We start from the raw sequence: 23857 nt of genomic DNA on the forward strand, positions 1-23857 counted from the left end.
GTGGTACTATGAAAAAATATTTACTATCAGCTCTTTGCGTAGCCATGCTTACGCAGGCTTGCAAAAAAGATAATTCAGATACTAACCAGCCTGTTAAGCAATTACCCGGCGGTGTTGTAGTAATACCCGAGTTACCAGTGGGCACTACACCCGACAATGGTGATGCCCCATCTGCTGATGAGCCCGTTACCGATGGCTTTGCTTATCGCAAACTCAATAAAACCTTAGGCTATAATAAGCCCTTGTTTTTAGATGTAGATGCCGATGGCACAACCGACTTTACTTTCTCGAGCGTACTGCTTGAAGAAAACGATAAGCCATACCTTTACTTACTGGCCACCACCAAAAGCGGCAGCGGCAATAAAGTATTCGTGCAGAAAGGGCCGGAGTTGGTTATCAATGCGCTGTACACCTATCCGTTCGAAGATGGCCAAACCATCGAAACAACGGCTGCCAATAACGGTAAGTGGACCGAAATTGGCCAGAAGGGTTTCATCCTTGGCGTATCGGAAACCAGTGCTGGTAAAGATCAATATGGATTGTGGGTAAACAAAACCGACAAATACCTGGGCATCCAATTCAAAATTGCCGGGCAGGTGCGTTACGGCTGGGTAAAGCTAAGCCACGATGCCGCCAAAAACGAAATCGTAATCAAAGGTTTTGGATACAATAAAACCGGCGGAGTGATTAAGGCGGGGCAGAAATAAGAATTTAGAATCAAGAGCCAAGAAACAAGACACCAGAGTCAAGAGTCAAGAGATAAAAAAAGGCCCGCTTCTTATATAAAGCTGGCCTTCTATACTATTTATCTTGGCTCTTGACTCTTATTTCTTGACGCTCTCTTAATTATACCTATACGGCGCTATCAAATAAAACTCGGGGATTTGTACATTGAAGAGAGAACTATCCAGCAGGCGTTCCATTTGGTATTCGCCTTTCATGCTGCCCATATCGGTTTTGAGGTTGCAGCCCGATACATATTCGTGGGAGTTACCGGGTTCAATAATGGGTTGCTGACCTACTACGCCTTCGCCCTCTACCTCGCGTTTGGCGCCGTTAGAATCGAAAATATACCAGTGGCGGCTGAGTAAGCGCACGGCATAATTGCCCATGTTCTCTATGATTACCCGGTAGGCAAACATAAAGTGATCATTAGCCGGGTTTGAATATTCGGGCTGGTAAATTGTTTCAACTGAAACCTTAACACCTTCAGTTATAGTAGTAGCCATTGCTTCTTAATCTCTTTTAATTCAAATATATAGCATCGCAACAAATATTACGCCATTTCAAAGGCATATTTTTTATCTACCTCGGCTAATATATCCATAATCTCTTCTACGGTGGCGGCGGTAACAAGTTTCATCCGGTGTTCCTTAAAATCGGGCACTCCTTTAAAATAGTTGCTATAGTGGCGCCGCATCTCAAAAATGCCGGTGCGAGGGCCTTTCCATTCCATGCTTTTTTGCAGGTGGGTTTTGCAAACCTCAATACGTTCGACAATGGTTGGCTTATCCAAATGTTCGCCTGTTGCAAAATAATGCTTTATCTCGCGGAATATCCATGGATATCCAATAGCCGCACGGCCAATCATCATACCATCCACCTCATACTGCATGCGCCATTCGGCAGCCTTTTCGGGCGAATCGATGTCGCCGTTCCCAAAAATGGGTATTTTGATGCGCGGATTTTTCTTGATGGAATGTATCAGGCTCCAGTCGGCCACGCCTTTGTACATCTGTGCGCGGGTACGGCCATGTATGGTGAGTGCTTTTATGCCTACATCCTGTAAACGTTCGGCAACTTCGTAAACGTTCTTGGTGTTATCGTCCCAGCCCAAGCGGGTTTTAACCGTTACGGGTAAATGGGTAGCATTCACAACCGCTTTGGTCATGGCCACCATCTTGTCAATATCCTGCAAAAGGCTTGCACCAGCACCGCGGCAGGCTACCTGCTTTACAGGGCAACCGTAGTTGATGTCCATCAGGTCGGGACCAGCCTGGGTGGCTATCTCGGTAGCTTCGCGCATATGGTCGATATCGCTGCCGAAGATCTGTATACCTATGGGGCGTTCGTACTCGAATATATCCAGCTTCTGCCGGCTTTTTGCGGCATCGCGTATCAAACCCTCCGAAGAAATAAACTCCGTGTACATCATATCCGCGCCGTTTTGCTTGCATACGTAACGGAAAGGCGGATCGCTCACGTCTTCCATTGGTGCCAGCAGCAGCGGGAAGTCCCCTAAATCTATATTTCCTATTTGTACCGCCATGGTTTATATTAGTTGCAAATTTACAAAAATTACGCTAAATGTTAAAAGGCACTGAAAATCAGCTCTCGCCGCGCAAACAGCTCTTGTATTTTGCGCTGGTGTTTATCGGTATTTTTGTTGCTTGTAATGTAATGGGCATTATTCTGCTCGAGGTTTTGTATCCATCTGGCTTGGTACACGCCCTCTCTGAATCTGATTTTACAGTGCCGGGCACAGCATCTGCACTTTATCTGCTGCAAATAGTCACCATGACATTACCCATTTTTTTGGCTCCCCTATTTTTTGCACGCGTTACCGTAAAAAACACAGCCGCATATCTTAAACCGGAATTTCAGTTTCATTGGTTACTCTTGATTGTAGTTTTTTTTACTATGATGACCTCTGCGCCTGTAATAGAGGGCTTAAGTAATATTAACCAGCAAATGGTGCTACCAAAATGGCTAAACTGGCTGGAAAATTGGATGAAATCAAGTGAAAGGCAGGCCGAAATGATGACTAACGCCATTTTAAAAATGGATACCGTGGCAGACATGCTGAAAAACGTATTACTGGTAGGTTTGCTTACGGCGATTGCAGAAGAGTTTATGTTTCGTGGTGTATTGCAAACCATTATGCTACGCATTACAAAAAATACGCACGCCGCAGTTTGGATAACAGCAGCTATATTCAGCGCCTTCCATATGGAGTTTTATGGCTTTTTACCCAGGTTGTTACTAGGTGGGCTATTTGGTTATTTTGTTGTCTGGAGTGGTAGCATTTGGCCGGGCGTTTGGGCTCATTTTATTAATAATGCTACAGCTGTAGTTGTAACCTATTTGTACCAACAGAAAAAGATTGCTATAAACCCCGATGATACGCACACATTTACTTACGGAGGCTATATATTTAGCGCAATAATTATTATAATTTTGCTTTTAGTTTATAAAAGCATCGCATCGGGCAAAAAGCAGCCAGCAATTATTAATGGAGAAGAACTGGGTTAAAATTTTTACATCCTCCAATTTTTATCAATCAGAAATTGTTAAGCAAATGCTTACCGGCCACCATATCGATGCCGTATTACTCAACCGGCAGGCATCATCGCACCATGATTTTGGGGATATCGAAGTTTACATTCACCAGAAAGACTTTAGCACCGCCCTCGAGATCATGATTTTGAACCAATTGAACTTATGAAGACACGCGCCATCACAGGCTTCTTTTTTATTATTGTAATGTTAGGCTCGGTTATGCTGAGCGATTATGTTTTCGGCGGATTTTACCTTTTACTTTGCTTGCTTTGCCTGCACGAGTTTTATGGGCTCAACATCAAAAGCGGCATACAACCCAACAGATTAGCCGGATTTATAACGGCAATATTAGTATTCTCGGGCTTTGCGCTTATTAATTACTCCAGCCTTTCGGTATTGCCTGCAACAGAAACCACATTGGTTTGGGGCCATAGGCTGCTGTTTCTTTTACCGATCTCTGTTAGCGCCATATTCATTCATGAGCTTTTTAAAATAGATGCATCGCCGTTCACTAACATAGCTTATACCATCCTAGGTATTGTACTCATATGCATCCCCTTTAGCTTTTTTATTGCATTGGCTTATGTAAAGCTGCCCGGCTCAACAGGTGTGCATAGCTTGCACATCCCGCTGGGTTTTTTGCTGATGCTTTGGAGTAACGATACCGGTGCCTATCTGGTTGGCCGTGCCATTGGCCGTACCAAATTGTTCGAGCGGCACTCGCCCAAGAAAACCTGGGAGGGTTTCATTGGCGGGGTGTTGATTGCCGCGTTGGTAGGTTTCATCATCAGCCTGTATTTTAAAGACCTCCCCTGGAACCAATGGGTTTCAATAGCCATCATCATCAGCTGCTTCGGCACACTGGGCGATTTGGTAGAATCGATGTTCAAGCGCAGCATCAACATCAAAGATTCGGGCGGCATACTGCCGGGTCACGGCGGCCTGCTCGATAGGTTCGACGGCTTTTTAATTGCCGCGCCGGTTGTATATACCTATCTGTACTTCGCTGTAAATGTTTAGTTTTGTAATAATTTATTAACCCCTTTATAAGCTCCTATGACTATCCATAAAGAAGGATACACCTCCATAGCCTTGTGCATACTGTTCATCGCGGTTGTAAACGCTGCTATTCAATTTTACTACCCCGAAGCCAATACGCTGCGTTGGATAGTGTACATCCTATCGGCCATGCTGTTTTTTATTATCCTGCAGTTTTTCCGCAGCCCGGTGCTGGCACTTAATGCCGAGGAAACCGAAGTGCTTTGCCCCGCCGATGGCAAGGTAGTGGTTATAGAAGAAACCGTAGAAACCGAATATTTTAAAGATAAACGCATCCAGGTATCGGTATTTATGTCGCCGGTGAATGTGCACATCAACCGCAACCCAATAAGCGGTATCGTAAAATACTTTAAATACCACCCGGGTAAATACCTGGTGGCCTGGCACCCAAAATCGTCTACCGAGAACGAACGCACTACTGTTGTTACCGAAAACAGCGAAGGCGTTGCCGTATTGTTCCGCCAGATTGCCGGCGCATTAGCCCGCCGCATTGTATGGTATGTAAAAGAGGGCGATCTGGTGCAACAAGGGCACCAGTTCGGTTTTATTAAGTTTGGTTCGAGGGTGGATATCTTTTTGCCGCTTAACGCCAAGATAAACGTATCTATAAACGAGGTTGTTAAAGGGGGCCGTACCGTATTGGCCGAACTGCCAAGCGTTGGCAAATTTGTTGATATTGACGATGTACCTGATGATATGGAGATACCGGATTTTACCCAACCATCTAAAGCTCCCTTATCTGACGAGCATGGCGAGCCAACCATGATTGTAGAGCACGAAGCTAAACCCAGAAGAGCTAGCACCCGCAAAGCAAAAACAGCCCCTAAAGAGAAATTTGCAAAGGTTAAGAAATAGTGAGCGGTGAATGGTTGATTTGGTAAGTAGTTTCTTGCTTGCCTGATATAAAAAAAGGTTCGCAGCGATAATCTTGCGAACCTTTTTTATAAGTTGTTAAGTGTTGCAAATAAGAACCACTCACCCAATAAACTACTCACCAACCTTAATACACCCAAACATCAATCTCCCAGTCCATTAATCTTTTCTTTATCCTGTCCGATTCGTAGATGTTGTCTATACCCTGGGCATAATTGCGGATTCGTTCATCCTTATCGTTAGATTGTTTGATGATGTAGCTGGTAAACAAGCGCTTAAAAAACACATCGGCATAGCTTAAGCCTGTAGCGTTGTTATTGGCATCAAACACCTCGGTATTGGCTAATAATTTTTTTGCCTGCTCAAAATTTATCCAAAAGGCGGGTTGATAGGTTGTATTGATGCCTGCGACATTTACTTTTACCATAGGGGCAATACCAATAATACGCAAAACGTAAACGGCGCGTTGTTTCTCGAAAACCCAATCCTCTTTAACGCGGAATTTAACAACACTATCCGGGTTAAATTCACCGGCTACTACCTTTGAGCCTGTTTTATCGCCCGTTTTATTATCGATAATATCAACCACAGTGCTATCGGCCATTTTCCTACGTGCCTGAATTGGGCTTAGCGGATTGGCAAAGCCGTCGCCGTTGATGTTATTTGGTGCGCTTTGGGCATCGTAGGCCGTTAAGGTGCCGGCATCTATAGCTTTCATCAAAATATCGATCAGGCGCTGCTTAGGCGAATTCATATACCGGTTCATCTTCTCGCGGGTATCTATTTCCCGCCAAACACGTTTGGCATAAAGCACATCGGCTTCACGCACATTCGGCAGGGGCTTTAATTCCGTCGGTTTAAATGTGACAGCTTTTTTGTAATAGCCGTCCTGAGGCTGCGTAACCCCCTTCCTGATGACAGCAGTATCGGCCATGGGTGCGGTAAGGGTAGGGGGTTTAATTTGAGCCCGGATAATGCCGGCAATAAAAAGCATCGCAAATAAAAAGAGTAGACGCATCATAATAAGGTACGCCTAAGGTAGCAAAACATAAGTTATTAACAAACAAGTGGTTGCCGCTTAATTATCCGCGAAACTGTTTAAGAGAGGATTAATATTATTAAAAGATAATTGAAGCGCGCGACAGATTGTGCGCGAGCCCTGGCGTTTGTTAACCAAACCTTAATATTGCCACAAACCCAATTCCCAACCCATCAGGTTCAGTTTCTGCCTTTCGGCCTCGTAAAGCTTATCTATGCCTTGGGAATAGTCGCGTATACGCTCGTCGCGGTCGTTAGACTGTTTTACCACATAGCTATTAAACAGCCTTTTCATAAAAACATCGTCGAAACTTAAGCCTGTTGCGTCGTTATCGCGCCTTATCGCTTCTTTGGTTGCCAGCAGGGGGCGCGCCTCAGGGAAGTATATCCAAAACGCTGGCTGGTATTCGGTGTTGCTTACATTACCCGCTATTTTTACTTTTATCAGTGGAGCTATGCCGATGATGCGCGGCTCAAAAATACCACGTTGCTTATCGTACAGCCAATCTTCCTTAATCCGGAATTTAACCACATTATCGGGGTTAAATTCGCCGGCTACCAATTTCGAGCCGGTTTTGTCGCCTGTCTTACTATCAACGATATCAATTACGGTGCTATCTGCCAGCATGCCGCGTGCCTGTTCCACAGTAAGGCGTGTAGCAAAACTATCGCCGTTGCGGTCGTTCTTTGTAGAACGCGGGTCATAAGCCGCAATATCGCGGTTATCAATGCCCGCTAAGATCACATCTATCAACCTACGCTTGGGCGATGCCAGGTATTGGTTCATCTTCTCGCGCAGGTCAATCTCACGCCATACGCGCTTGGCAAATACCACATCGCGCTCATGCACGGCGGCATAGGTGGTAGTTTTGGTAGAATTGGGTATATTGGTTTTACGGTAATACCCATCTAGCGGGCGTATGAAGGCTGGCCTCACTATGGTAAACCGGCCGGGCACGCAAGTACTTGTAAGGTAGGCTTTCCCATTAAAAGAGCGGTCGCTGCTCCAGGTGCCATCTATTACGAAGAGCGTGCTGAGCGAGTCTACCGTAAAAGTACCTTTCATTTTCTTGAGGCAAAACTCATAGTGGCCGCTTTCACAATCGCAGCTAACGCCTTTGTATTCTTCCAGCGTAACCTTGTTGCCATCTATAGTGCCTTGCAGGGCAAAAACAACCTTATGGTTATCCACCGTGCTGAAAGTAGATGTGCCCGTGAGCGTTTTGCCGGTTTGCACCAGGTCCATCTCCAGCTTAAATTTAACGTCCTTGTTATCTTGCGGCAGCTCGCCCAGCCATTTGCCGGTAAGGTTTTGGCCATGGACGGTGACAGCGGTAAAAAAAGCAAACAAGATCAACAAGTGTTTCATCAGCAAGCCGTAGGGTAACAAAAAAAGCCTCTCTGCAATATGCAGAAAGGCTTTAATATACAAAAATGTAAATTAAACTCTTTTTGATTTGATACGGGCTGCTTTACCTGTAAGGGCACGCAGGTAGTACAATTTGGCACGGCGAACTTTACCAACGCTGTTCACTTCAATTTTATCAATGTTTGGTGAATTGTATGGGAATATACGCTCAACGCCTATACCATTAGAAACTTTACGCACGGTAAAAGTTTCGCTGTTGCCAACGCTATTGCGCTGTAAAACAACACCTTGGTAAAGCTGGATACGTTCTTTTGCACCTTCTTTAATTTTATAATATACGCTAACAGTATCACCGGCTTTAAAAGCGGGAAATTGATTCTTAACTACTGATTGCTCTTCTACAAATTTTACTAAATCCATGATTTCTAGCCTTTAAAGCGACTTTTAACCCGTAAAAATCGGAGTGCAATAATAGGGATTTTATTTGAAATAAAAAAGTATGTTTTAAAAATTTCCACATTTTATGTTTTATGCACAATTGTGTGGGGTGAGTGGTTGATTGAGTTAAGTAGGAGAATGGTTAAATAGCTGGCATCCATTTACCTAATCGCTGCTTACTTTAAACCTAAGTTCGCACTTGGTCTTACCGGTTTATTGCGGTTTTTGCAGGTTTTCATTAAAACTCACGTGTTGCCATCATTAATGAGGGCTCCTTATTCCAACAAATCCGGCCTTCTCTGTTTAGTGCGCTCTACAGCCTGTTCAAAGCGCCATTGCTCTACCTTTGGGGTATCGCCGCTCAGCAGTATATCCGGTACCTTGTGGCCGTTCCAGTCGGCGGGGCGGGTGTAAACCGGGGCATCCAGCAAGTCGTTCTGGAAAGAATCTGACAGGGCGGAGGTTTCGTCGGACAATACGCCGGGTATCAACCGCACTACGGCATCAACCAATACGGCTGCGGGCAGTTCTCCGCCAGAGAGTACGTAATCGCCTATGGAAATCTCGCGGGTAACGAAGATGTCGCGGATGCGTTGGTCGATGCCTTTATAATGGCCGCAAAGGATAATGATGTTCCCTTTAATAGAAAGCTGGTTGGCTATTCTCTGGTTGAGCGTTTCGCCATCGGGCGACATGAAGATGACCTCGTCATACTCCCGCTCAGATTTCAGCTTTTCGATACAGGCAGCAAAGGGCGGTATGGTCATTACCATGCCACTGCCGCCACCGTAAGGGTAATCATCTACGCTTTTTTGTTTGCCGGGGGCATAATCGCGCAGGTTGTGCACCACAATTTCGGCTATACCCTTTTTTTGGGCACGCTGCAAAATAGAGTGGGCAAAGGGGCTTTCCAGCAAGCCCGGCAATACAGATATGATATCAAAACGCATGCTGCAAAGATAGCGTTTTGGCAGATGTGCAGATCAATGTCGTTTACTTAAGCCATTTCGAAGTGCGCCATAGGTGCAAAAGGTCGGTAGCTAATCGATAATCTGCTACTCGCATGCCATAGGTATGCTACATCGCCAGTATTGTACCTACGGCACAAAGGTGGTTTTTGCTTGTTTGCTACCGACATTTGGCCCCGATGGGGCCGGGGCTTCCTTAAGTAAACGACATTGATGTGCAGATATGCAGATTTCAGGTGTGCAGATGAAGCGGGCTAAGTGGCCTATTCAACCGAATCTTCAGTAACCATTTTGGGGGCTTTGTACCTCATCCAAAAAAACACAACCAAAAAAATAAGTTGACTCGAGACCACGCTGCAGCCCAGCACATCGGCATAATCCCACCCGTAAACCACCCAATAGACCAAGATAAACAAAAGGTAATGAACAAATATGCTTAACTGTACTGCGTTCAGCCTGGTGGCAAATAACGCTTTATCTTCATGCGGTTCTTTTGCGCATACCCATAGCGCAATTACCAACGGAAAGAGCGTAAATATAACGGGGTAGCTATTGTTTGATGTAAAGAATAAGCCTGTTATGATACCAACCAACATAAATAGCAAAGTAGCGCATTTGCCAAGGATGTTTATCGCAGGACTGCGTACCAAATAAACCGGCTTTAGTTGATCCCCATGCTTAATTGTGCTCCTCAAATACCAAAATACAGGGAAAAAAACAATGATCGGTACCAGGAAATTATACACGATGAATAAATTCCCTAAGATGACGAAAAGGTCGAATAAGCGCGAGGGGGCGATGAAATCGAAGAAGTTCATCAAGATAAAATACATTGCAGTTGTGGCCCAGGTGATACTGGCCGCCCAGTAAAATGCATATTGCCTTATTTTACTTATCAATGCGTTCTCGTCCTTACGTTTCCCGAAGGCCAAAAAAACCAAAGTCAATACAAACAAAGTGGTTGTTACTTCGTCAGAGTAATCGTAGCCGCGGTCTACAAATATGCTTACCCTGCCAGCGGGTTTATGAAAATCCAGGAAAGGGATAACGTAGTGCCTTAATTGCACCATTGCGGCCAATACCAATGCGGGGAACCAAAGTATCCGGCCAATTATTTTGCAGATGCGGGGTAGTAACATTTGCCCTAAAGATAGGTAAGAGAAGCAAGACTTTAGAATCAAGAGCCAAGGTACTTTTTGCGAGCCCTTTCTTGACTCTTGCATCTGACAGTCTTGTCTCTGAGCCTATCCTCCATGCTGGTAAATCGTCCACACATTACCTGATGGGTCGGCAAAACGGGCAATAGGGATTCCGGAATCAGCATCAAACGGCTCAACAACCGTTCCGCCTGCCGCTACGATATCTTTTAGGGTCTTCTGCGCATCATCAACCATAATAGATACGCGCATGCCCATTGTTGTAACCGGTTCATTTACCTTATACCATATGCCGCTTACGCCGCCCGTGCCATCGTCGAAATTGGCGTTGCCCTGCTCGTCGCTGCGTATCTCCCAGCCGAATACCGATTGATAGAAGGATATTGCCTGCGCTATATCTAGCGCAGGTATCTCTACATAACAGATTTTTCCGTGCCCGAAAATGGGTTCCTGATTTGCCATTGGTTTATTGCTTGTTTTCTAATTGAATTAAATGCTTTCGGAAGCTCCCCCTTCAGGGGGTTGGGGGGCAATCGCTTTCTGTATTTGCCACTGGTGCCCAAATGGATCAATAATGGAGCCCTGCCGGTAGCCATAATCGTAATCCTGTACCAGCGAGGCAATTTTTGCGCCTTCCGCTACCGCCTGCGCCACTACTGCATGCACATCATCTACAAAAAGCCCGATAAGCACCGTGGTGACACCAGCGGGACTTAATCCGCCTGAATGCTGCGTTTGCTCGTGCAGGTGAAACATCGCATCTCCAATCATAAACTCCGAAACATGGATGGTTCCATCGTCGTTGCCAAAACGCCGCAGTTCTACGGCGCCGAATGCTTTCTCGTAAAAGCTTACATCGCTTACCCCATTGGGTATGTACAATTCCGGAGCAAACCCTTTCGGCTCCCGCGGCGCTGATTCCTGATCAAAAATCTTGACATTCATTTCTTTATCCGTTACTTAATCCTCTTCCTCTAATATAAACACTTCTTCAACTGGTTTGCCAAACACTTTGGCAATTTTTAGTGCCAATATGGTAGATGGCACATAGCGGTTACTTTCAATGGTGTTGATGGTTTGCCGCGATACGTTAGGTGCCCCAAGACAAGACGGTACTATGCTCCATAAAAAAAGCGCCCTTGCCGGGCGCTTCCTGATAAAATATTTATGAAACCTTAGCGCACGCCGCCGACAGGCTTTTTATCTACAACGGGGCGGTTATCGCGGTTAGCCAGTTCCCAGCCGGTATAAAACGCCAGTTGTGAGCGTTTTGCCAGCAGCGGGAAGTTGATTTTACTCACCTCGTCGCCGGGCTGATGGTAATCGGCATGTACGCCATTAAAGTAAAATATAATCGGCACGTTGTAACGGGCAAAGTTGTAATGATCGCTGCGGTAGTAGAAACGGTTAGGATCGTTAGGGTCATCATACTTATAATCCAATTTCATTTGGGTATAAGTGTTGTTGGCATCCTCTCCAATCTTGTTCAGATCCGAGCTAAGCATGTTAGAGCCGATAGAGTACACGTAGTTGGCAGAATCGGGTTTACCAATGTATTCTTCGCCTACGCGGCCAATCATATCAATATTCAAATCGGCAATGGTGTTAGCCAACGGATAAACCGGATGATCGGTATAGTATTCAGAACCTAACAGACCTTTTTCTTCGCCAACGTTAGCCAGGAACAGTACGCTGCGGCGCGGGCCATGGCCATCTTTCTTAGCTTTGGCAAATGCCTGTGCAATTTCCAATACACCAGTAGTTCCACTACCATCATCATCGGCGCCGTTATTTACTTTATCGGTAGCACCAGGGGTGGTAACCAGGCCAATATGATCGTAGTGAGCCGAGAAGATCAAAACCTCATCCTTCAGCTTAGGATCGCTTCCGGGCAGAAAACCCAGAACGTCAACAGCCTTCACATCTTTGTTTTCGGTTGCGTAAGCAATGGTTGCGGTTGATTTGATAGCTTGAGTTTGGCTTGCAGTAGCTGCTGCCGTCTTCAAATCGGTATAGCTTTTGCCGGTAGGCTTAACAACCGCATCGGCAACGGCAAGGGTAACGTTAAAAACGGCTGCAGTTGGGTTAAGCTTAACACCGCCATCTTTCTTAATTGCCAAACGCCCGCCTCGTACACTGCTACCAAAGCGTTTCAGTAATGGGCCAAGCTCGCCGTTTGCAGCCAATATAGCAGCAGGGTTCTTAGCTTGTATGGCTTTAACTACGGCCTGACGCGCGGTGCTCATACGGTAGCTGGTGTTTGGCGTTTTGCCTGCTTCAGGCTTATCTTCGTTTATCCAAAGCACTACTTTGCCGGCTATATCGGTATTGGCCAATTCTGCCTCGGTACCATAACCAACAAAAACCACATCTGTAGCATTAATGCTCTTATCGGCAAAAAGGCCGTTCAAAAAGAAATCATCGCCGTTGTTGAATGTTTGCCCGTTAATGGCAAAAGCCGTTATGTTAAGCTTGGTTTCTGCTAAAGGCACATCAAAAAAATACGAGCCGTTAACGGGAGCTACAAGGCCCAGTTTCTTAAACTCGTTTGCTATGTAATTGGCTGCTTTATCTGCACCGGGTTTGCCGGTTTCGCGGCCTTCAAAATCATCTGATGCCAAAATGCTCAAGTGCTTCTTAGCGTCGTTGGCTGTAATCAACTTGCCGTATTTAAGGGCAGTGGCATTCTGCTGTGCGCATGCACTAGAGGCAATAGCAAGGGCAGCAATCCATAAGGATACTTTCTTCATTTATTTAAGTTTTACGTTTATGTATGGTTTTAACAGCTAATCTTGTCTACGCGGCGGGCATGGCGGCCACCTTCGAATTCCTCGGTCAAAAATCTTTCGATGATGGTTTTTGCTTCGTCTAAGGTAACGTGGCGGGCGGGGATGCACAGCACGTTGGCGTCGTTGTGCGTACGGGCAGGGATAGCTACTTCTTCTTTCCAGCAAATGGCTGCGCGGATGCCCTGGTGCTTATTGGCCGTCATGGCCACCCCGTTGGCGCTGCCGCAAAGCAGGAAGCCATAGTCGAAATCGCCGCTTTCCACAGCCGAAGCTACGGCGTGCGCAAAATCGGGATAATCGGCAGATTCTGTGGAATAAGTGCCAAAATCCTGGAATGTAATATCATCAAACATGCCCAATATGGCCTGCTTGTATTCGAAGCCTGCGTGGTCTGCACCAATGGCTATCTTTAACCCTGTTTTCATTATCCAAATGTATAATTTTTATGCAAGGGCTTACGTAAATTTTTTGATAGGAAGAAAGGGAGGGGGGATTTCGGATTTTCGATTTCGGAATTGTTTAAACAGGGGGAACCCCAAATTAATTCGGTAGGCGCGGACAAAAAAATAGCGATGAGCTTGAAACCCATCGCTATGTAAATTTTATCATAAAAGCTTACAAATCCAACTCTGCTGCGCGTTTTAACTTGCGCTTTTCTACAACACCAGCAACCACTATACCCACCTCATACAATATAAACAGCGGGATGCTCACGATGGTCATGGTCATCATATCGGGAGTAGGGGTAATTACTGCCGAGACAACTAAAATAGCCACTACGGCATACCGCCGGCCGCTACGCATAAACTTAGGAGTTAAAATACCCAGACTGGATAAGATATACACCAATATCGGTAGCTGGAAAACTATGCCAGTAGCTAGTGTTAGCGTGGCTACCGATGACAGGTACGAATCGATATCGAAATAGTTCTCGATCTTATCGCTAACGGTAAACCCCGATAAAAAGTTGATCGACTCGGGCGTAATTACGTAATAGCCAAAAAGGATACCAAGCACAAACAGGAAGGTGGCGTAAAACACAAAACCGGATGCAGCCTTACGCTCTTTCTCGTGCAGGGCGGGTTTTACAAACAGCCAGATCTCGTACAACAGGTATGGGAAACCCAGCATTACGCCAATCAGCAAACAAGAGTTTATTTGCAGCGTAAATTGCCCGGCCATCTCCGTGTTAATAAGCTTGATGTTTATCTTATCGATGCAAAAACCCGATTTCCCTAACAGGTCGCCCAGCTTGCAAAGCATACGGTACGTCCAAAAATCTGTGCGGCTTGGGCCCAGAATAATGGTATCGAATATAAAGCTGTAAAAATAAAACGCGCCAATAGTGAATATGACGATGGCAATAGCTGCCCGGATGAGGTGCCATCTTAAAGCCTCCAAATGGTCAAAAAATGACATTTCGGCTTCCATCGTCTGGCCTTTTTCTTTTATCGCCTTTATTAGTTTGTTATCGCTCATTATCTGTTTCAAATATCACTCCTTAACGTTCAGGAATGCTATTTACGTTTTATGTGGCCTTAAAAGTTTTTATATATTAATATTCAAAGGTCTCCATAAACTTGGTGGTAAAATTACCGGCCCTGAAATTAGGATCTTTCAGTAATTTTAAATGGAATGGAATGGTGGTTTTGATACCTTCGATAACGAACTCGCTCAACGCGCGCTCCATGGTTGCCAGCGCTTCTTCTCGGGTTTGGGCCATGCAGATAACCTTGGCTATCATCGAATCGTAATTCGGCGGGATCACATAGCCGCTGTACACATGTGTATCTACACGTACACCATGACCACCTGGCGAATGGAAGTTGGTTATTTTACCCGGCGAAGGGCGGAAGTTATTTGCTGGGTCTTCAGCGTTAATGCGGCACTCTATGGCGCACATGGTTGGCTCGTAGTTTTTACCCGATATAGGGATACCTGCAGCAACTTTAATCTGCTCCTTTATCAGGTCGAAATTGATTACCTCTTCGGTAACCGGGTGCTCTACCTGTATACGGGTGTTCATTTCCATAAAGTAGAAGTTACGGTCTTTATCAACCAAAAACTCTACCGTACCGGCACCTTCATATTTAACGGCTTTAGCACCTTTTATAGCGGCCTCGCCCATTTTCTTACGCAATTTCTCGGTCATGAAAGGCGATGGGGCTTCTTCTACCAGTTTCTGGTGGCGGCGCTGAATAGAGCAATCGCGTTCAGATAAATGGCAAACTTTACCGTACTGGTCGCCCACAACCTGTATCTCAATGTGGCGGGGATCCTGCACGTATTTCTCCAGGTATAGGCCATCGTTACCAAAGGCTGCGCCTGATTCGGCACGTGCGCTATCCCATGCATTCTCAAATTCTTCGTCTTTCCAAACAATACGCATCCCGCGGCCACCACCACCGGCAGTAGCTTTCAATATAATGGGGTAGCCAATTTTATTGGCTATGGCAATACCTGTTTTGATGTCAGACAGTAAACCGTCTGAACCTGGAACGATAGGTACGCCGGCTTTTTTCATTGTTTCTTTGGCCGAAGCCTTATCGCCCATTTTGTTTATTTGATCTGCTGTAGCGCCTATGAATTTTATACCGTATTCGGCACAAATGGCAGAAAACTTAGCATTTTCTGAAAGGAAACCGTAACCGGGGTGTATAGCATCGGCATTGGTTAACTCAGCAGCAGCAATTATATTAGGGATATTGAGGTAAGAATCGCGGCTGGCGGGTGGGCCTATACACACAGCCTCATCAGCGAAACGCACGTGAAGGCTATCCCTATCGGCCGTAGAATAAACAGCGATGGTTTTGATGCCCATTTCCTTACACGTACGTATAATACGCAAGGCAATCTCGCCACGGTTGGCTATCAATATTTTTTTAAACATGATTTCGATTTTAGGATTACACCAATTTAAAAGATTGCACCGATAAAAATCTGTGAAATCGCGTTAATCGGTGAAATCAACAAAAATTACTTAGGTTCTACCAAAAACAAAGGCTGGTCGTATTCTACCGGCGATGCGTTATCAACCAGCACTTTTACTATGCGGCCTGATACTTCTGATTCTATTTCGTTGAATAGCTTCATGGCTTCGATGATGCAAAGTACGCTGCCGCTGCTTATCTCGTCGCCTACGTTTACGAACAACGGTTTCTCCGGCGATGCCGAGCGGTAGAAAGTACCGATCATAGGCGATTTTATGGTAATATAGTTGCTGGTATCGGCTATAGCTGCAACAGGTTCCGCTACAGGTGCTGGTGCCGGGGCAGCCACTGCTGCAACCGGTGCAGGTGGAGGCAACGTGGCGTGATAAACAGCTTGTGCCGGCTCGTTGGTTTTAATCGTAATTTTGAAATTCTCTTGTTCGATAGAAACCTCGTTTACGCCCGATTTTGAAACAAAGCGTATAAGATCCTGAATTTGTTTAATATCCATGTTGGAGCTAATTGGTTTTGGATAAAAGTATGTATAAAATGTGCAGATATGCAAATATGCAAATGTGCAAATGATTTTTAACTACAATGTTACTTAACAGGTATGTTTTTAAGATGTTTTGATCTGATATGTGCTATCAGTATCTGCACATCTGATACCTCCACATTTATGAATTGTACGCCCATTTTAAATAGATCGAACCCCAGGTAAAGCCGCCGCCGAACGCCGCTAATATCAGGTTATCGCCTTTTTTGAATTTGCTTTCCCACTCCCACAGGCACAAAGGTAGGGTACCATTGGTGGTGTTACCATAACGTTCTATATTGATGATAACCTTATCGGTACTTATACCTGTACGGTTGGCTGTTGCATCAATAATGCGCTTATTGGCCTGGTGGGGTACCAGCCAGGCAATATCATCGGCCGTAAGGCTGTTGCGCTCCATTACTTCGGCGGCAACATCGGCCATATTGGTTACTGCGAATTTAAACACCGCTTGCCCTTCCTGGTAAGCATAATGCTCTTTGTTGGCAACAGTTTCGTAGCTGGCTGGCCGCACAGATCCGCCAGCTTTTTGATATAGGAGCTGCGCGCCCGCACCATCGGTTTTCAAGACAGAATCCATGATGCCTAAGCCATCTTCATTAGGCTCAAGCAAGGCGCAGCCACAACCATCGCCGAATATAATACAGGTAGCACGATCTTCGTAATTGATTATAGACGACATTTTATCGCCGCCTACTATCAAAACCTTTTGATGTTTCCCGCTTTCGATAAACTGCGCACCAGTCGCGAGCCCGAACAAAAAACCCGAGCAGGCCGCCTGCAAATCGTATCCCCAGGCGTTTTTTGCGCCTATTTTATGCGCCAATATGTTTGCCGTAGCTGGGAAAGTAAGATCTGGAGTTACAGTGCAAAAAATAATCAAGTCGATTTCCTCTGCGCTTATGCCGCGTTTTTTCAGCAAGCCTTCTACAGCCGGTACGGCCATTTCAGACGTGCCCATTCCTTCACCTTTCAATATTCTGCGTTCCTTGATACCGGTACGGCTCATTATCCACTCGTCGTTGGTATCCACCATTGTTTCGAGTTCGTGGTTTGTGAGAACGTAATCGGGTACGTAACCATTTACTGCAGTAATAGCGGCATGGATCTTACTCATATTTTTACTGAAAAGCCTGTTTAATTTTATCGATGAGGTTGGTCTCTATCATGTTTTTTGATAGCAGCACCATGTTTTTAATGGCTTCGGGACTGGAGATACCGTGCCCTACCACCACCGGCGCATTTACCCCAAGTATGGGGCTGCCGCCGTATTGCTCGTAATTAAAGCGATCGAAGAACTCGTCCTTCAGCCTCTTTTTAAGGGTAATTACGTAAAACGATTCGGCAAGCTTCAGTATCACGTTGCCTGTAAAACCGTCGCACACTACAACGTCGTTATTGTCTTCGAACAAGTCGCGCCCCTCTACGTTGCCAACGAAGTTAAACAGCTTGGTATCGCGCATGAGCGGGAAAGTAGCCAAACTAAGTAAATTGCCTTTTTCTTCCTCCTCACCAATGTTCATAAGGGCTACGCGGGGATTAGGTATGCCATAAATCGACTCGGCCAACAGGCTGCCCAATACACCAAATTGCAAAAGCACATCGGGTTTGCAATCGGCATTGGCACCAACATCCAACAAAATACCCAAACCGCCTTTCAGTTTGGGTACAATGCTTGTCATGGCCGGGCGTATAACGCCGGGTATGGTTTTTACGCTGAACATAGAACCTACCAACATGGCACCCGTGTTGCCTGCCGAAGAAAACGCTTGTATGCTATTTTCTTTCAGCATTTTAAAGCCCACAGCAATGCTGCTATCCGGCTTTTGCATGATTGCCTTGGTAGGGTGCTCGCCCATAGTTATCACTTCGGTTGTATGAACAAACTCGAAGAGATCCGGGCTGGTATTATTTTCCTGAAGAATAGTAACTGCGATATTCCTATCGCCTATAAGCACCAGTTTTTGGTCGGCAGACAGCGTTTTTTGCGCCTCTATCGCCCCTAAAACAGCTGCCTTGGGGGCATAGTCGCCACCCATTATATCTAAGCCAATCTTCATTTCAGAAAATTAACTTATACAGCTACTGCTTTCTCTATAAGGATTTTACCGTTGAAGTAAACATTACCGTCAACAGTGTAAGCACGGTGTGGCAAGTGTACTGCGCCGGTTGTTTGGCAAGTAGTTAATGTTGGCGCGATAGCCTTATCGTGGGTACGACGTTTATCTCTTCTCGATTTCGAAATTTTTCTTTTTGGATGTGGCATGATCCTGTTGTTTAATTTACTTTAATTTTTTCAGAGCGTCCCACCTCGGGTCTATTTTCTCTGCTTGTTCATCAGTTACCGATAGCTTGTTTAAGCTATCCAGCATTTGTTCATCGCATTGTTTCCCGTCTTCCTGGTTGCTGCACATGGCAACAAACGGCAGGGCAACGTTTACATACTCATATATCAACCCGGCAACACTAATCTCATGATCGTTTTTACCGAGGGTAATAATCTCGTCGTCTTCGCCCATTTCTTCTTCGCTAAAACGGGCTATCTGCTGCTCTTCTATATCGATTGGCTGCTGATATTCAGACAGGCACTTATCGCAAGTGGCGGTCACCGTACCCTTAATATCAAAATTAAGGATAATCATGGTTTCCTGCTTGTCCAGCTCAAGCTTGCAAAGCAAGTTGGCTTTCTTAACCAGCGAGTACTCGAACTCTTTAAAAAACTCGTCACCTATTTGGTATTCAAACAGGTGCTTCCCCAGCTTCAGGCCGGTAAAGGGAATAGCGTATGTCCGTAGCAATTTCAATGAGCAACAATTAGCCCGCAAATGTAGGTAAAATTCTTAAAACAGGAAACTGTTTTTTTAAATAGGGAAGAGGTTGTTAACAATGGCTTTGTCTGAACCATGATTCGCCTGATTTTCGGATTTTGGGATTAACTGGGTTGTTTTTTCTGAACCCGAATTTTGAACGACTTTTAAGAATGGGCAGAATTTTTAAAAGGGCGCTATCTGTTTCTGTAAATTCCATTAAACCCATAAAATTAGAGTTCAGACTATCGCCGACATTGCAACATCAGCAAAGTATTTTTTTACCTATTTTAGCTACAAAATTTTGGTAATGAAAAAAATGTTGCTCAGTTTTTCTTTGTTGTTACTTACCCTTACCTCGTGCACCGGCTGGAGTGCCGATTACAAACAAACGGTAAAGGATACAATTACTACACGCCTTAAGCTGAACATGCCAAATGCCGCCGGCACCAAACAACAAAAAGCCGAACTTTGTGACTGCATGGTAAAAGTTTTCGAAAAAACATACCCAGGTAAATTACCTGCCGAAGGCATACCAAAAGACACCCTGCGCAAAGCATTTTATCACTGCTGCCCCTGGATACAAAAAATATAACCCTACAAGTGCTTAAGCGCCGGCTGCTATGCAGCCGGTGCGCTAAATACGGCTAATGCTGTATCTATCCTGCGTAAGGTTTCGCCTTCGCCAAGTAGCGCGGCTATATCAAACACATGCGGACCAAATTTACCGCCTACCAGCATAATACGGAAGGGTAGCATCACATCGCCCAGTTTCAAGCCTTTTTCTTCTGCAAGGGCTTTAAAACGGGCCTCCAGGTCGGCAGGCTCAAAGGCTGCCGATAGGCTGAAAGACTCTTTTAAGGCCGCAAAGAATTGGTTTTTTGCATCGTTCCATTTAGGTATTACCGATGCGGCATCGTACTCCGCTGGTGCACGGAAGAAGTAACCCGCCTGCTGATAAAAATCTGCGAGCAGTACGCAGCGGTCTTTTACCACATCTATTATCTTCAGCAGGTACGCTTCTTTATTTATCGTTATGCCCTGTGCAGTAAGCACCTCGGCCACTTTTACTTTCAGCTTTTCCGCCGATGCGTGCTTTATCCATTCGGCGTTGTACCATTTGGCTTTTTCGAAATCGAATTTAGCACCGGCTTTGCTTACGCGCTCTATCGAAAACTTCTGTACCAGTTCATCCAGCGTAAATATTTCCTGGTCGGTACCATCGTTCCAGCCCAGCATAGCCAACAGGTTTATGAAGGCCTCTGGCAAAAAACCCAGCTCGCGGAAACCAGGAGTAAGCTCATCTGTTTTAGCATCGTACCAGCTCATGGCATACACCGGGAAGCCCAGGCGTGCGCCATCGCGCTTACTTAGCTTGCCGTGCCCATCGGGCTTTAAAATCAAGGGCAAGTGCGCCCATTGCGGCATGTCGGCCTTCCAGCCCAAATACTCCCAAAGCAGCAAGTGTACGGGTGCCGATGGCAACCACTCCTCGCCGCGGAAAGCATGTGATATCTTCATCAGGTAATCATCAACCACCACGGCTAAGTGATAGGTGGGCATGCCGTCGGCTTTTAATAAAACCTTATCATCCACCTGCGCGGTTTCAAAGCTTACGAAGCCACGTATCATATCATGAAAGCTGATGGTTTCGTCATCAGGCATTTTGATGCGGATAACATGCGGCGTGCCATTGTGAAGCAGGGTTTCCACTTCCTGCAAAGGCAGCGTAAGCGAATTACGCAAACCACTGCGGTGCGCATGCCCGTATTGAAAGTTTGGCACTTCCTTGCGTTTGGCATCCAGTTCTTCCGGCGTATCAAAAGCATAGTAGGCATGCCCCTGCGCTACCAGCCTTTCGGCGTATTCGCGGTAAATTACCTTGCGTTCGCTTTGACGGTAAGGTGCGTATTGGCCACCAACGGCAGGGCTTTCATCGGGGATGAGGCCGCACCAGGCCAGGCAATCGGCTATATATTTTTCGGCACCTTCAACGTAGCGGCTTTGGTCGGTATCTTCAATACGCAAAACAAAATCGCCGCCGTGTTTTTTGGCAAACAGGTAATTAAACAATACGGTGCGCACGCCGCCAAGGTGTAAACCACCTGTAGGGCTCGGCGCAAAACGGACTCTTACTTTTTTCTCAGACATTGCAGGGCAAAGATAGGGTTTACGGCTGAAGTGGGAAAGGTGGAAAACTATTTGACATTATAGGGATATGCGCGTTGACGGGGAACTACCACTGCGCCGTCACGGAATAATTGGTTTAGGAATTCGCTTAATTTCACGTCCTTTAAATTAAAGCAAAATAATTTGATTGACCAAGCATTTAAAAAGTTTACGTTTTAAATAAAAGGCCTGTATTAATTTTGGCGGACAAACATCTTTTATCCGATTAATTTCTATTTTTGGTTTAGCGCAAACCGAAATGCCTTATCAACCCGGCCTCCATATTTTAGCTGAATTTTCTGTCGCCGATGTTCAACGCCTTTCGGCATCTGCTCCGTGCAAGTCATTTTTCGATGGGCTGATAGCCGACTACGGCCTGGAGAAAGTAGGGGAAGTTTATCATGATTTTAACGGCGCTGGGTTCACTGGCGTGGTTTGCTTAACAGAATCGCACCTTTCAATTCATACCTGGCCGGAATTTAACCTGGCAACCTTTGATATATTCTTGTCAAATTACCAAAAAGACAACTCTGAAAAGGTAAGGGCTATTTATCGTGAAGTACTGCGCTTTTTTGAAGCTACAGAAATTAAAAAAACCGAACTGGTAAGGTAATATGGCTACAATAAACCTAAAAGCTTTCCCTTACGCCGAAGATGTTGCCTGCCCAAAATGCAAGCATCAAATAACGCTTTACGACCCCGAAGGAAGCGAGTACTGCGTTTGCACATCTTGTAACTCGTTCATTCATTTTACCAAAAACGATATTGCCCTCATTCAAAAGCAGGCCGCCCCGATCAGTCAACAACCCGTGCTTAAGCTGGGCAGCGTTGGCATGTTTAAAGGCTTTCAGTTTAAAGTAATTGGCTATGTAGAGAAGAAGGAACAAAGCGCACCTTATGCCTGGCGCGAATATATCCTGTATAACTACGAACAAGGATACGCCAACTTTGCCGAATACGATGGACACTGGACCTTTGTTGCCGGTAAAGAGTTTTATCCCGCCCTGGGCGAATTAAAAAACCGGGGGTGGACGTTCATCAATTACGAAGAGAACGAATACACGCTTTTTAGTAAATATACGGCGGTTACCACAGCCCTTATTGGCGAGTTTGATTGGGACATTTTGTTTGAACGCCCTAAAACAACTGAATTTGTAGCCCCCCCGCAAATTCTTTACATAGAGCATGTACCCAATCAAACCGCCGCCCAGTTTTACCTGGGCGAATATACTGAGCCGGTCGAAATTGCGGATGCCTTTAAAACAGACATCAAGCTGTTCCCTGAAAGGGTTGGGATAGGCTCCAATCAGCCATCGGTTCATGCACAAAGGTGGTTCGCGATATATAAACTCCTCCCTTTTATTGTTGTATTTATGGCGGTGATTGGGTTTGGCGCCTCCTATATCTCGCCTCAGTATGAAGTATTGGATAGCTATCACAATACAGAACGCGATACTGCTAAGGCCAATGAGTTTAAGCCTTACCTCACGCCCTCTTTCGAATTACAAAAACAATCGGCGCTAAATTTTAAGATAATAGCACCGGTTGATAACAACTGGCTGGAGGCAACAGTGGTACTGGTGAACGAGAAGAATAACCAAAGCTGGGAAGTAACCGAAAGTATTGAATACTACCACGGCTATGAAGACGGCGAAAACTGGTCTGAGGGTTCGCAGGAAGCAGATGTATTGTTGTCGGCTATCCCGGCAGGTAAATACCACCTCAACATTTACCCTGCGGCCGGTGAGCCGACCATTAGTACTCCCCCAGGCGCAGCCTATAACTCCACTAATCCTTATGTTTTAAATACCGATTCGATTACGGTTAAAAGCGCCGGCCCAACTGTGCACATTAATGTTACGGCCAACCCTATTATATGGAAGAATTTTTGGGTGAGTGTGTTACTACTTTGCCTGTACCCGCTGTACACCTGGTGGCGCATGCGCACCTACGAAAAGAAACGCTGGATGAACAGTGATTATTCACCTTACGAAACAGACGAATAATGATGGAAACAATTAAAGACGCGCGTATTTACCTACTTTTCGTATTGCTGATTATCGGGTACTATGCCTATTCGGCAATTAACGGTATTGCTTTTTGGGAAAGCAGCACCGTAACCCGCAACACCGAATACAACAACAATAGCCGCACAAGAGGCGTTCACGCATTTTATCACAAATAAACCATTACCATTATGAGCTTACATGAATTAATTAACTTTAAATACATTATCGCTTCGGTATTGTATTCTGTAATAGGCATCGTTATTTTACTGGTGTCTTTCTGGGTAATTGAAAAGATCACGCCCGAAAATTTATGGAAAGAGATCGTTCATAATAACAATACAGCGCTAGCCATCGTTTGCGCCTCGTTTATGATCGCTGTAGCACTCATCATTAGTTCGGCAATACACGGGTAGGCT

At 45.4% G+C, this 23857-nt stretch carries 29 protein-coding genes and 1 pseudogene; 10 read left to right on the forward strand and 20 right to left on the reverse strand.

The window, feature by feature from the left end; all coding sequences use genetic code 11:
* The first annotated feature begins 8 nt into the window (after nucleotides 1-8).
* Nucleotides 9-707, forward strand: coding sequence for a hypothetical protein (locus E2R66_RS02645; protein WP_133226633.1), 699 nt, complete (start codon nucleotides 9-11; stop codon nucleotides 705-707).
* Between the two features lie 135 nt (nucleotides 708-842).
* Here the strand turns inward: E2R66_RS02645 and apaG are convergent, their stop codons facing one another.
* Both apaG and dusB read right to left on the reverse strand, forming a co-directional pair.
* The gene (gene apaG / locus E2R66_RS02650; RefSeq protein WP_133226631.1) at nucleotides 843-1229 is read right to left on the reverse strand and encodes a Co2+/Mg2+ efflux protein ApaG; all 387 of its coding nucleotides are present in this window, start codon (nucleotides 1227-1229) and stop codon (nucleotides 843-845) included.
* 47 nt (nucleotides 1230-1276) lie between these two features.
* Nucleotides 1277-2269: a tRNA dihydrouridine synthase DusB gene (gene dusB, locus E2R66_RS02655; RefSeq protein ID WP_133226629.1), complete on the reverse strand. Its 993-nt coding sequence runs from the start codon at nucleotides 2267-2269 to the stop codon at nucleotides 1277-1279.
* A gap of 38 nt (nucleotides 2270-2307) precedes the next feature.
* Here dusB and E2R66_RS02660 point away from each other — a divergent pair, with 38 nt between their 5' ends.
* From E2R66_RS02660 to E2R66_RS02675, 4 genes and pseudogenes are all read left to right on the forward strand, one after another.
* Nucleotides 2308-3252 (forward strand): CPBP family intramembrane glutamic endopeptidase, encoded by a 945-nt coding sequence (locus E2R66_RS02660; RefSeq protein WP_133226627.1) that lies wholly within the window; start codon nucleotides 2308-2310, stop codon nucleotides 3250-3252.
* Entirely contained in the window at nucleotides 3233-3445 is a 213-nt protein-coding gene (locus E2R66_RS02665) for a putative signal transducing protein (protein WP_133226625.1), read from the forward strand. The genes E2R66_RS02660 and E2R66_RS02665 overlap by 20 nt, the downstream gene beginning before the upstream one ends.
* Nucleotides 3442-4299, forward strand: a complete 858-nt coding sequence (locus E2R66_RS02670; protein ID WP_133226623.1) for a phosphatidate cytidylyltransferase — start codon at nucleotides 3442-3444, stop codon at nucleotides 4297-4299. Before E2R66_RS02665 ends, E2R66_RS02670 begins: the two co-directional genes overlap by 4 nt.
* A 36-nt stretch (nucleotides 4300-4335) precedes the next feature.
* Nucleotides 4336-4989 (forward strand): annotated as a pseudogene (locus tag E2R66_RS02675) (phosphatidylserine decarboxylase family protein); the annotation flags it as partial.
* 349 nt (nucleotides 4990-5338) lie between these two features.
* Here the strand turns inward: E2R66_RS02675 and porN (E2R66_RS02680) are convergent.
* The 17 genes from porN (E2R66_RS02680) to E2R66_RS02760 all read right to left on the reverse strand — a co-directional run bounded on the left by porN (E2R66_RS02680) (nucleotide 5339) and on the right by E2R66_RS02760 (nucleotide 19260).
* Nucleotides 5339-6232 carry a type IX secretion system ring subunit PorN/GldN gene (porN, locus tag E2R66_RS02680; RefSeq protein WP_133226619.1) on the reverse strand — a complete coding sequence of 298 codons (894 nt, stop codon included), beginning with the start codon at nucleotides 6230-6232 and terminating at the stop codon, nucleotides 5339-5341.
* A gap of 159 nt (nucleotides 6233-6391) precedes the next feature.
* Complete coding sequence (gene porN / locus E2R66_RS02685; protein WP_240049220.1) at nucleotides 6392-7618, reverse strand: type IX secretion system ring subunit PorN/GldN; 1227 nt, start codon at nucleotides 7616-7618, stop codon at nucleotides 6392-6394.
* Between the two features lie 72 nt (nucleotides 7619-7690).
* Nucleotides 7691-8038, reverse strand: coding sequence for a 50S ribosomal protein L19 (rplS, locus tag E2R66_RS02690; protein WP_133226617.1), 348 nt, complete (start codon nucleotides 8036-8038; stop codon nucleotides 7691-7693).
* Between the two features lie 293 nt (nucleotides 8039-8331).
* Complete coding sequence (trmD, locus tag E2R66_RS02695; protein WP_133226615.1) at nucleotides 8332-9006, reverse strand: tRNA (guanosine(37)-N1)-methyltransferase TrmD; 675 nt, start codon at nucleotides 9004-9006, stop codon at nucleotides 8332-8334.
* A gap of 281 nt (nucleotides 9007-9287) precedes the next feature.
* A complete protein-coding gene (locus E2R66_RS02700) occupies nucleotides 9288-10163 on the reverse strand; it encodes a hypothetical protein (protein ID WP_133226613.1) in 876 nt (291 codons plus the stop codon).
* A 105-nt stretch (nucleotides 10164-10268) separates the two neighbouring features.
* Complete coding sequence (locus tag E2R66_RS02705) at nucleotides 10269-10643, reverse strand: VOC family protein (RefSeq protein WP_133226611.1); 375 nt, start codon at nucleotides 10641-10643, stop codon at nucleotides 10269-10271.
* Nucleotides 10644-10670: 27 nt separating this feature from the next.
* Nucleotides 10671-11126 (reverse strand): VOC family protein, encoded by a 456-nt coding sequence (locus E2R66_RS02710; RefSeq protein WP_133226609.1) that lies wholly within the window; start codon nucleotides 11124-11126, stop codon nucleotides 10671-10673.
* Nucleotides 11127-11141: 15 nt separating this feature from the next.
* A complete protein-coding gene (locus tag E2R66_RS29085; protein ID WP_192901939.1) occupies nucleotides 11142-11339 on the reverse strand; it encodes a helix-turn-helix transcriptional regulator in 198 nt (65 codons plus the stop codon).
* A 17-nt stretch (nucleotides 11340-11356) separates the two neighbouring features.
* Nucleotides 11357-12931, reverse strand: coding sequence for a M28 family peptidase (locus tag E2R66_RS02720; protein WP_133226607.1), 1575 nt, complete (start codon nucleotides 12929-12931; stop codon nucleotides 11357-11359).
* A gap of 29 nt (nucleotides 12932-12960) precedes the next feature.
* Nucleotides 12961-13395: a ribose 5-phosphate isomerase B gene (gene rpiB, locus E2R66_RS02725; RefSeq protein WP_133226605.1), complete on the reverse strand. Its 435-nt coding sequence runs from the start codon at nucleotides 13393-13395 to the stop codon at nucleotides 12961-12963.
* Nucleotides 13396-13585: 190 nt separating this feature from the next.
* Nucleotides 13586-14449, reverse strand: coding sequence for a twin-arginine translocase subunit TatC (gene tatC / locus E2R66_RS02730; protein WP_133226603.1), 864 nt, complete (start codon nucleotides 14447-14449; stop codon nucleotides 13586-13588).
* Nucleotides 14450-14525: 76 nt separating this feature from the next.
* The gene (accC, locus tag E2R66_RS02735; protein WP_133226601.1) at nucleotides 14526-15860 is read right to left on the reverse strand and encodes an acetyl-CoA carboxylase biotin carboxylase subunit; all 1335 of its coding nucleotides are present in this window, start codon (nucleotides 15858-15860) and stop codon (nucleotides 14526-14528) included.
* A gap of 86 nt (nucleotides 15861-15946) precedes the next feature.
* Nucleotides 15947-16411: an acetyl-CoA carboxylase biotin carboxyl carrier protein gene (accB, locus tag E2R66_RS02740; protein ID WP_133226599.1), complete on the reverse strand. Its 465-nt coding sequence runs from the start codon at nucleotides 16409-16411 to the stop codon at nucleotides 15947-15949.
* Between the two features lie 166 nt (nucleotides 16412-16577).
* Nucleotides 16578-17573, reverse strand: coding sequence for a beta-ketoacyl-ACP synthase III (locus E2R66_RS02745; protein WP_133226597.1), 996 nt, complete (start codon nucleotides 17571-17573; stop codon nucleotides 16578-16580).
* A 4-nt stretch (nucleotides 17574-17577) separates the two neighbouring features.
* On the reverse strand, nucleotides 17578-18516 hold the full coding sequence (plsX, locus tag E2R66_RS02750) for a phosphate acyltransferase PlsX (RefSeq protein ID WP_133226595.1): 939 nt from the start codon (nucleotides 18514-18516) through the stop codon (nucleotides 17578-17580).
* Between the two features lie 14 nt (nucleotides 18517-18530).
* Complete coding sequence (gene rpmF / locus E2R66_RS02755) at nucleotides 18531-18722, reverse strand: 50S ribosomal protein L32 (RefSeq protein WP_133226593.1); 192 nt, start codon at nucleotides 18720-18722, stop codon at nucleotides 18531-18533.
* Between the two features lie 16 nt (nucleotides 18723-18738).
* Nucleotides 18739-19260, reverse strand: a complete 522-nt coding sequence (locus E2R66_RS02760) for a YceD family protein (protein WP_133226591.1) — start codon at nucleotides 19258-19260, stop codon at nucleotides 18739-18741.
* A 313-nt stretch (nucleotides 19261-19573) separates the two neighbouring features.
* On the opposite strand from E2R66_RS02760, the gene E2R66_RS02765 reads away from it, so the two are divergent.
* On the forward strand, nucleotides 19574-19858 hold the full coding sequence (locus tag E2R66_RS02765) for a hypothetical protein (RefSeq protein WP_133226589.1): 285 nt from the start codon (nucleotides 19574-19576) through the stop codon (nucleotides 19856-19858).
* A gap of 26 nt (nucleotides 19859-19884) precedes the next feature.
* On the opposite strand, the gene gltX is transcribed toward E2R66_RS02765, so the two are convergent.
* Entirely contained in the window at nucleotides 19885-21414 is a 1530-nt protein-coding gene (gene gltX, locus E2R66_RS02770) for a glutamate--tRNA ligase (RefSeq protein WP_133226587.1), read from the reverse strand.
* Nucleotides 21415-21691: 277 nt separating this feature from the next.
* Here gltX and E2R66_RS02775 point away from each other — a divergent pair, with 277 nt between their 5' ends.
* The 4 genes from E2R66_RS02775 to E2R66_RS02790 are packed head-to-tail and all read left to right on the forward strand — an operon-like array spanning nucleotide 21692 to nucleotide 23854.
* The gene (locus tag E2R66_RS02775) at nucleotides 21692-22045 is read left to right on the forward strand and encodes an S-adenosylmethionine decarboxylase family protein (protein ID WP_133226585.1); all 354 of its coding nucleotides are present in this window, start codon (nucleotides 21692-21694) and stop codon (nucleotides 22043-22045) included.
* A gap of 1 nt (nucleotide 22046) precedes the next feature.
* Nucleotides 22047-23438, forward strand: a complete 1392-nt coding sequence (locus tag E2R66_RS02780; RefSeq protein ID WP_133226583.1) for a DUF4178 domain-containing protein — start codon at nucleotides 22047-22049, stop codon at nucleotides 23436-23438.
* The gene (locus E2R66_RS02785) at nucleotides 23438-23617 is read left to right on the forward strand and encodes a hypothetical protein (protein ID WP_133226581.1); all 180 of its coding nucleotides are present in this window, start codon (nucleotides 23438-23440) and stop codon (nucleotides 23615-23617) included. The genes E2R66_RS02780 and E2R66_RS02785 overlap by 1 nt, the downstream gene beginning before the upstream one ends.
* A gap of 12 nt (nucleotides 23618-23629) precedes the next feature.
* The gene (locus tag E2R66_RS02790) at nucleotides 23630-23854 is read left to right on the forward strand and encodes a DUF350 domain-containing protein (RefSeq protein WP_133226579.1); all 225 of its coding nucleotides are present in this window, start codon (nucleotides 23630-23632) and stop codon (nucleotides 23852-23854) included.
* Nucleotides 23855-23857 lie beyond the last annotated feature (3 nt).

The sequence above is a fragment of the Mucilaginibacter psychrotolerans genome, assembly GCF_004519315.1.
GTDB lineage: Bacteria > Bacteroidota > Bacteroidia > Sphingobacteriales > Sphingobacteriaceae > Mucilaginibacter > Mucilaginibacter psychrotolerans.

What these genes read in the sequence shown, in the direction of transcription:
- E2R66_RS02745 (WP_133226597.1), bottom strand. Translation starts at nt 17,573, where the DNA reads ATGAGTAAGATCCATGCCGCTATTACTGCAGTAAATGGTTACGTACCC.
- dusB (WP_133226629.1), bottom strand. Translation starts at nt 2,269, where the DNA reads ATGGCGGTACAAATAGGAAATATAGATTTAGGGGACTTCCCGCTGCTG.
- E2R66_RS02705 (WP_133226611.1), bottom strand. Translation starts at nt 10,643, where the DNA reads ATGGCAAATCAGGAACCCATTTTCGGGCACGGAAAAATCTGTTATGTA.
- accC (WP_133226601.1), bottom strand. Translation starts at nt 15,860, where the DNA reads ATGTTTAAAAAAATATTGATAGCCAACCGTGGCGAGATTGCCTTGCGT.
- porN (WP_240049220.1), bottom strand. Translation starts at nt 7,618, where the DNA reads ATGAAACACTTGTTGATCTTGTTTGCTTTTTTTACCGCTGTCACCGTC.
- trmD (WP_133226615.1), bottom strand. Translation starts at nt 9,006, where the DNA reads ATGCGTTTTGATATCATATCTGTATTGCCGGGCTTGCTGGAAAGCCCC.
- gltX (WP_133226587.1), bottom strand. Translation starts at nt 21,414, where the DNA reads ATGTCTGAGAAAAAAGTAAGAGTCCGTTTTGCGCCGAGCCCTACAGGT.
- E2R66_RS02645 (WP_133226633.1), top strand. Translation starts at nt 9, where the DNA reads ATGAAAAAATATTTACTATCAGCTCTTTGCGTAGCCATGCTTACGCAG.
- E2R66_RS02670 (WP_133226623.1), top strand. Translation starts at nt 3,442, where the DNA reads ATGAAGACACGCGCCATCACAGGCTTCTTTTTTATTATTGTAATGTTA.
- E2R66_RS02780 (WP_133226583.1), top strand. Translation starts at nt 22,047, where the DNA reads ATGGCTACAATAAACCTAAAAGCTTTCCCTTACGCCGAAGATGTTGCC.
- E2R66_RS02785 (WP_133226581.1), top strand. Translation starts at nt 23,438, where the DNA reads ATGATGGAAACAATTAAAGACGCGCGTATTTACCTACTTTTCGTATTG.
- E2R66_RS02665 (WP_133226625.1), top strand. Translation starts at nt 3,233, where the DNA reads ATGGAGAAGAACTGGGTTAAAATTTTTACATCCTCCAATTTTTATCAA.
- rpmF (WP_133226593.1), bottom strand. Translation starts at nt 18,722, where the DNA reads ATGCCACATCCAAAAAGAAAAATTTCGAAATCGAGAAGAGATAAACGT.
- rplS (WP_133226617.1), bottom strand. Translation starts at nt 8,038, where the DNA reads ATGGATTTAGTAAAATTTGTAGAAGAGCAATCAGTAGTTAAGAATCAA.
- apaG (WP_133226631.1), bottom strand. Translation starts at nt 1,229, where the DNA reads ATGGCTACTACTATAACTGAAGGTGTTAAGGTTTCAGTTGAAACAATT.
- tatC (WP_133226603.1), bottom strand. Translation starts at nt 14,449, where the DNA reads ATGAGCGATAACAAACTAATAAAGGCGATAAAAGAAAAAGGCCAGACG.
- E2R66_RS02700 (WP_133226613.1), bottom strand. Translation starts at nt 10,163, where the DNA reads ATGTTACTACCCCGCATCTGCAAAATAATTGGCCGGATACTTTGGTTC.
- E2R66_RS02660 (WP_133226627.1), top strand. Translation starts at nt 2,308, where the DNA reads ATGTTAAAAGGCACTGAAAATCAGCTCTCGCCGCGCAAACAGCTCTTG.
- E2R66_RS02775 (WP_133226585.1), top strand. Translation starts at nt 21,692, where the DNA reads ATGCCTTATCAACCCGGCCTCCATATTTTAGCTGAATTTTCTGTCGCC.
- E2R66_RS02765 (WP_133226589.1), top strand. Translation starts at nt 19,574, where the DNA reads ATGAAAAAAATGTTGCTCAGTTTTTCTTTGTTGTTACTTACCCTTACC.
- E2R66_RS02710 (WP_133226609.1), bottom strand. Translation starts at nt 11,126, where the DNA reads ATGAATGTCAAGATTTTTGATCAGGAATCAGCGCCGCGGGAGCCGAAA.
- accB (WP_133226599.1), bottom strand. Translation starts at nt 16,411, where the DNA reads ATGGATATTAAACAAATTCAGGATCTTATACGCTTTGTTTCAAAATCG.
- porN (WP_133226619.1), bottom strand. Translation starts at nt 6,232, where the DNA reads ATGATGCGTCTACTCTTTTTATTTGCGATGCTTTTTATTGCCGGCATT.
- rpiB (WP_133226605.1), bottom strand. Translation starts at nt 13,395, where the DNA reads ATGAAAACAGGGTTAAAGATAGCCATTGGTGCAGACCACGCAGGCTTC.
- plsX (WP_133226595.1), bottom strand. Translation starts at nt 18,516, where the DNA reads ATGAAGATTGGCTTAGATATAATGGGTGGCGACTATGCCCCCAAGGCA.
- E2R66_RS02720 (WP_133226607.1), bottom strand. Translation starts at nt 12,931, where the DNA reads ATGAAGAAAGTATCCTTATGGATTGCTGCCCTTGCTATTGCCTCTAGT.
- E2R66_RS02790 (WP_133226579.1), top strand. Translation starts at nt 23,630, where the DNA reads ATGAGCTTACATGAATTAATTAACTTTAAATACATTATCGCTTCGGTA.